Annotated in this window: 3 protein-coding genes and 8 tRNA genes; 1 reads left to right on the forward strand and 10 read right to left on the reverse strand. The window is 43.3% G+C overall.

The window, feature by feature from the left end; translation table 11 throughout:
* Positions 1–23: 23 nt before the first annotated feature.
* From AB4517_RS00215 to AB4517_RS00230, 4 genes are all read right to left on the reverse strand, one after another.
* Positions 24–110 (reverse strand) — tRNA-Leu (locus AB4517_RS00215).
* Between the two features lie 80 nt (positions 111–190).
* Positions 191–266, reverse strand: a tRNA-Gly gene (locus AB4517_RS00220).
* Between the two features lie 46 nt (positions 267–312).
* Positions 313–386: transfer RNA gene (locus AB4517_RS00225), tRNA-Cys, on the reverse strand.
* 67 nt (positions 387–453) lie between these two features.
* A tRNA-Leu gene (locus tag AB4517_RS00230) sits at positions 454–540 on the reverse strand.
* Between the two features lie 349 nt (positions 541–889).
* Here AB4517_RS00230 and AB4517_RS00235 point away from each other — a divergent pair.
* Positions 890–1,678: a lipase family protein gene (locus tag AB4517_RS00235; RefSeq protein ID WP_017064543.1), complete on the forward strand. Its 789-nt coding sequence runs from the start codon at positions 890–892 to the stop codon at positions 1,676–1,678.
* A 75-nt stretch (positions 1,679–1,753) separates the two neighbouring features.
* Here AB4517_RS00235 and AB4517_RS00240 read toward each other — a convergent pair.
* The 6 genes from AB4517_RS00240 to AB4517_RS00265 form a co-directional block, all read right to left on the reverse strand.
* Positions 1,754–1,827 (reverse strand) — tRNA-Cys (locus AB4517_RS00240).
* Between the two features lie 64 nt (positions 1,828–1,891).
* Positions 1,892–1,978, reverse strand: a tRNA-Leu gene (locus tag AB4517_RS00245).
* Between the two features lie 80 nt (positions 1,979–2,058).
* Positions 2,059–2,134: transfer RNA gene (locus AB4517_RS00250), tRNA-Gly, on the reverse strand.
* 46 nt (positions 2,135–2,180) lie between these two features.
* Positions 2,181–2,254 (reverse strand) — tRNA-Cys (locus AB4517_RS00255).
* A 199-nt stretch (positions 2,255–2,453) separates the two neighbouring features.
* Positions 2,454–3,899 carry an ATPase RavA stimulator ViaA gene (gene viaA / locus AB4517_RS00260; protein WP_017064542.1) on the reverse strand — a complete coding sequence of 482 codons (1,446 nt, stop codon included), beginning with the start codon at positions 3,897–3,899 and terminating at the stop codon, positions 2,454–2,456.
* An 11-nt stretch (positions 3,900–3,910) separates the two neighbouring features.
* The gene (locus AB4517_RS00265; RefSeq protein ID WP_017062563.1) at positions 3,911–5,566 is read right to left on the reverse strand and encodes an ATPase RavA domain-containing protein; all 1,656 of its coding nucleotides are present in this window, start codon (positions 5,564–5,566) and stop codon (positions 3,911–3,913) included.
* Between the last annotated feature and the right edge of the window lie 57 nt (positions 5,567–5,623).

The following is a 5,623-nucleotide window of genomic DNA, read 5'->3' on the forward strand; positions in this document are numbered from 1 at the left end:
AAGCGAGGTAATAATCAAATAGATGGTGCCCCGGGCCGGACTTGAACCGGCACAACGCGAACGTCGAGGGATTTTAAATCCCTTGTGTCTACCAATTCCACCACCAGGGCACGCAATTCTTTATTGCGATGCCGATTACTGAAAAGTAAAACACCATCTTAATGTCGAAATGAATCAACACTACAAAATTTGGAGCGATACATCGGGTTCGAACCGATGACCTCAACCTTGGCAAGGTTGCGCTCTACCAACTGAGCTAGTATCGCATTTTCATTCTTATTATCTCTTAACTTATCAAACTAAGAGAAAGAATGGAGGCGCCTCCCGGAGTCGAACCGAGGTCCACGGATTTGCAATCCGCTGCATAGCCACTCTGCCAAGGCGCCTTTAATAGTGATTTAAGAGAACAACTCTTTGTTCATCACTCTACTCAAAATGTAGAAGCTAGATAGATGGTGCCCCGGGCCGGACTTGAACCGGCACAGCGCGAACGCCGAGGGATTTTAAATCCCTTGTGTCTACCAATTCCACCACCAGGGCAACGCAATCTTGCGAGGCCGATTACTGAAAAGTAAAAACACCATCTCTCAGCGACCTAAGCCGTGAGAACGAGGTGTACTTTAACGGAAGGAAAAAATTCGTCAACAATAAATTTTATCTTTTAATTCAAGTGATTAATTATCGAACTCAAAAGAATAAATTTAGTGCAGCTTGTACGGTTCTTATACTTGGATTTCTAATTTAAACGGACAAATCACTGACAACCATTGATTCAAATACCAATTGAATGCGGTGATTTTATTGTTTTAAACCAAGCAAATGGCGTTTTCATGTGCTTTTCACATTCAACGATTAGAGTTTGAAGTAACTCTTATTAAGAAGTAAACATGTGAAACCACTAAAACGATATCAATATGAGCGCTATGCCGTTCTTTGTAACCTCGCCTACCCTAGAGTTTTTAAGCAGACTCGCTATGGTTTTGACCCTAATGGACAACGCATCATCAAGAACCAGTTTGGTAAAACCATGATTAGAGTGTTGTGGAGTAGCGACAAAGATGAAGTGGTTGTGGTAATCAAAGGATCGCACAGTATCTCAGATTGGCTACTAACCTTTGCTCTATGGACAAGAAGCTGTAAGAGAATTGGGCTCAATTATCGTGTGCATGCGGGTTTCTACCATCTAATGTTTCAAGAGAGCCAGCCAAGTCGTAATGAAGATAAGCTTGGCTTAACCGTTATTGAGCGCTTGGAAGCCACGCTCACACCTCTCATCGAACAAGGAAAAAGAGTGTCTATTACTGGCCACTCTTCCGGAGGCGCTATCGGTTGTGTCTTCGCTGATTACTTTGATCAAAAGTACCCAGGCTGTATTAAACGAATAGTGACTTTTGGCCAACCCGCCATTGGTGATTGGAGCTTTCGAAAGCACTATCGCATGAGTAAGAAGACCTACCGAATTTGCTGTGACATCGACATCGTGACCTTCATGCCACCGGTTCCTTTGCTCTATTGGCATGTAGGTAAAGTGCTTTGGCTTTATAACGGACGAATCTATGAGAACACTCCTACATTAATCCGCCTTGGTCGCTCTATCTTTAGTTGGCTGATAAGACCTTTCTCTTACCACTTGATGAGCAAGTATATCCGTAACAAAGATTTCTTTGATAAGCATTGAAATGGGTACGTAGGAAGCTTTTAGCGGGGCCAGAAACGAAAAAACCAGTCACTAGGACTGGTTTTTTCTGAATTATGGAGGCGCCTCCCGGAGTCGAACCGAGGTCCACGGATTTGCAATCCGCTGCATAGCCACTCTGCCAAGGCGCCTTCAATAGTGTTTTAAGAGAACAACTCTTTTGATCAATACCAAGCGAGGTAATAATCAAATAGATGGTGCCCCGGGCCGGACTTGAACCGGCACAACGCGAACGTCGAGGGATTTTAAATCCCTTGTGTCTACCAATTCCACCACCAGGGCACGCAATTCTTTATTGCGATGCCGATTACTGAAAAGTAAAACACCATCTTAATGTCAAAATGAATCAACACTACAAAATTTGGAGCGATACATCGGGTTCGAACCGATGACCTCAACCTTGGCAAGGTTGCGCTCTACCAACTGAGCTAGTATCGCATTTTCATTCTTAATATCTCTTAACTTATCAAGCTAAGAAAAAGAATGGAGGCGCCTCCCGGAGTCGAACCGAGGTCCACGGATTTGCAATCCGCTGCATAGCCACTCTGCCAAGGCGCCTTTTTAATTCAACACTTTAGGTACTTAAGTAAGCCGCACCGCTGTGTTCGGGTGCCTACTTTACGGATTGAGGGGAGATAGTCAAACAAAAAAGTGAATTTAAATTCCGTTTGCTGACATTTAAATCAAATTGCTGCATGTTCGATCTCTTTAATCAAAAAACACACAGCAAAATCGAGTTAAACAAGATGTTCTAGCGCTACCACTTCTTCATAAAACGACCGACAAGACTCGGATGATACGCCCAGCAGTGGTCAAACATAGTCATAAGTTGAGGGTTGCCATACTTAGAAAGACTAACCGCATGGAAACGGTTTTTGTGTTCTTTCAACTTTTCAACCTGAGCAATCATTTCGTCTGATTGTTTCGGCGCAATAAAGTCAGAAAGTACGATTAAATCGGCATTCTTGTATTTATCACCAGTCATTAGGTCAATCGACTTCATGAGAACAGGTTCCAAATCCGTACCGCCGTGGAATGAGTAACTTAAGAAGTCGCTCGCTTCACGTAGGCCATCTTGCCTTGTTAACTCATAGGTAATCTGCTCAGAAGAAAAAAGAATCACATAACAGTCTCTCTCTTCTGCAAGAGCAATTTGCATTAAGGCATAAGCCATTGCTTTAGCAGACTGCTCAGGGAAACCACTCATAGAACCCGAAGCGTCCACACAGACTATAAACGGGCCCTTTTCAATATCGATGTTCTTGCTATCTGGTTTTTGCGCCTTCACTTTGCGTAACGTGCGTGATTTACCTTGCGAGCGATAGCTCAGTAAACGCTTGTCGGCCAAGTGCTTGTAAAAGATAACCTCAAGTTCAGGATAAGCTAAGAACATGGTTTCGTTTGGCAGCATCTTGTTAAGGTCATCACTTTCATGAATCCCGACAATATCATCGACCGCTTCATCGCTTTTCTCTTCAACCACCTGCAATTCTTCTACAGGGGCTTTGTGTAGCGAAGGATCATCTTCCTCACCAGCCATACGGCCTAGCTTTTCAGCGATCTCTTGCAAGCCCTTGTGCTTATTCAAGAACTCAGCATGACGTTTCATGATGGTAAGGTCTGTTTTGCTTAATTTGGCAGAAGCCATGTCCCACAAGCGCCCTACACTGCCTTCATCACCCGACTCAGTCACTTTATCCATGTTTTTCATGGTTTCCATGCGCTGATAAAGATCGGCTAAGACTTTTTCTTTGCTTGTTTCAAGTTCAGTTACTTGAGCTTGTTTAATCGCATCAGAAAGTGATTGGTACCATTGGTCGCAAAAGTAGTGTGGAAACATCGCGTTATAAACACCCTTGTTGTTCTCCATAAGGCGTCGAGCTTGTAGATAAAACGCTGAGTGCCACTCCAGCTTTTTGATAACGCTGTCAATCTCATCAAAGAACTGAGGTTCATCCCAGTAAATCACTTCTTGGTAAAGGGCGATTTCCTCTTGGAATCGATCAGTTTCACACACCTTAGTAACGCGTTTTTTAACTTTACCGCGCCATTTAACTAAGTGGTTTTTCACTGAGGTTTTCACACCTTTGTTCTCTGCAGCCATCATGACTTGAGAACGAGCGATGAGATCATTCATCGCGGTATCAATGATTCCTGAATCAGCCACCATCAAAGCGAGGTTTAAGCCGTCTGCTCCTAACATATGCTCTCCTCTTACTCGAAGTACTGGCTCATAAACTTAATACGCTGAGCGATCTTGGCACTCTTCACTTTCGTGGTTTCAAGATCTTGCGTTACCGATTGCAAACTTGCTTCCATCGCTTTTGGTAAATCAGGGTCAATATAGTTATGAGGTAATGCATCATGGAATTCAGTACGAACGCGTTTTAACTTGAATTCAGCTTCAGTTAACTGTTCTAAGGCTTTCTCAGCGCCACTCAACCACTTGTTGTACAGTTCTTGGTCTAAACCGTCAGTAGTAACCACACTCACCAATACAGAGCGATTGGCGATGTCTTTAATCACTAATTGGTTTGATGCATCCAAGTCGAGTTTTAAACGGCATAGGTTTTTATTTTCGTTTACGTAACCGTAAATATCACCGTGACCTTCTTTAAGAACACGATCAAAATCGTCTTTGGCTACGTATACCCAACGGCTATCGCCTTTCTCAGATTCAGAAACCGACATGTTGCTTTGCAGCATAACCAGTTTCACTAGATTGTAAGCACTGCCCACGCTGTACATTTTCGCGTTCTTGATGTCATTCTGGTAAACATCTTTACGCAACAAGCCACTGGTTGACTCCATAGAAAGTGACACCGACAACGTTGATTCAACATCGTCTTGAATCTCTTCTAACTCTTCACGAGATATTTCAATTTGAGCTTTCGACTCTTGTTGATCAAACGCTCGGTTCAATGCAAAGTCTTTCACCACGCTACGAACCACATCACGTGATTCTGGGCTATGCCACAAACAATCTTGCAGAAGCATAATATCCAGAGGGTTCACGCTATCGCGACCACTAAAGAACGCACTCGCTTTCAATAGTTTAACGGCCTTCTTCCAGCGTCTATCTGATACATACAATTCTGACTCTGAAGCAGAGCCTTGCTTCTTAACCGTCTCTTCAAGCATGGTTTTTAGTTCAAACAACTTATCAAACGAATTGTCTGTCAGTTCCAGCTTATCGAGCTCTTTCTGCCATTGATGGTATTCAATGTCCGTAATCGCCAAACCTTTTGGAATTACCGCTTCTTGAGAAGTACCCGTCGTCAGCATCGATTTGAAGTTTTGTTTGTTTTGAATACGGTTCACGAACACGCGTACCAACATACGGTCATAAAGTGCTTCCAAGCCGCTGTCTTCATCTGGAAGTTCGTTGGATGCCGATACTAGTAGACGCATCGGTACACGTTCAATATCACTGCCGTTTTTGAAAGTCTTTTCGTTAACGACAGTAAGTAGCGTGTTTAGGATTGCAGGGCCGGCTTTCCAGATCTCATCGAGGAAGACGACTTGTGCAGTTGGTAGGTAGCCTTCGGTTAGTCTTACGTAACGACCGTTGTCTTTTAATTCTTGGATACTTAGTGGGCCGAACACTTCCTCGGGAGTAGAGAAACGAGTCATCAAATATTCGAAATAGCTGCTGTTATCAAAAGCCTGAATGAGACGTTTCGCGATAAGGCTTTTTGCGATGCCCGGAGGGCCTAATAGAAACACGCTTTCACCAGCCAAAGCAGCCAGTAAACAAAGCTTAATGGTGTCTTCTCTTTCGTAGACACCATCAGACAGAGCATGCGCTAATTTATTGATTCTTTCAGAGAGTAGCGCCTTGTCAGCATGTGAAGAAATAGAAGGGTTCATGCGTTACTCCGAAAATCTTTGAACAGTTGAGAGTGTAGAATTGTTTTTATACATTTG

It is taken from the genome of Vibrio sp. 10N.222.52.C3 (assembly GCF_041474195.1).
Lineage (GTDB): Bacteria > Pseudomonadota > Gammaproteobacteria > Enterobacterales > Vibrionaceae > Vibrio > Vibrio crassostreae_C.

Coding starts and splice junctions, on each gene's coding strand:
- AB4517_RS00265 (WP_017062563.1), bottom strand. CDS start 5,566: ATGAACCCTTCTATTTCTTCACATGCTGACAAGGCGCTACTCTCTGAA.
- viaA (WP_017064542.1), bottom strand. CDS start 3,899: ATGTTAGGAGCAGACGGCTTAAACCTCGCTTTGATGGTGGCTGATTCA.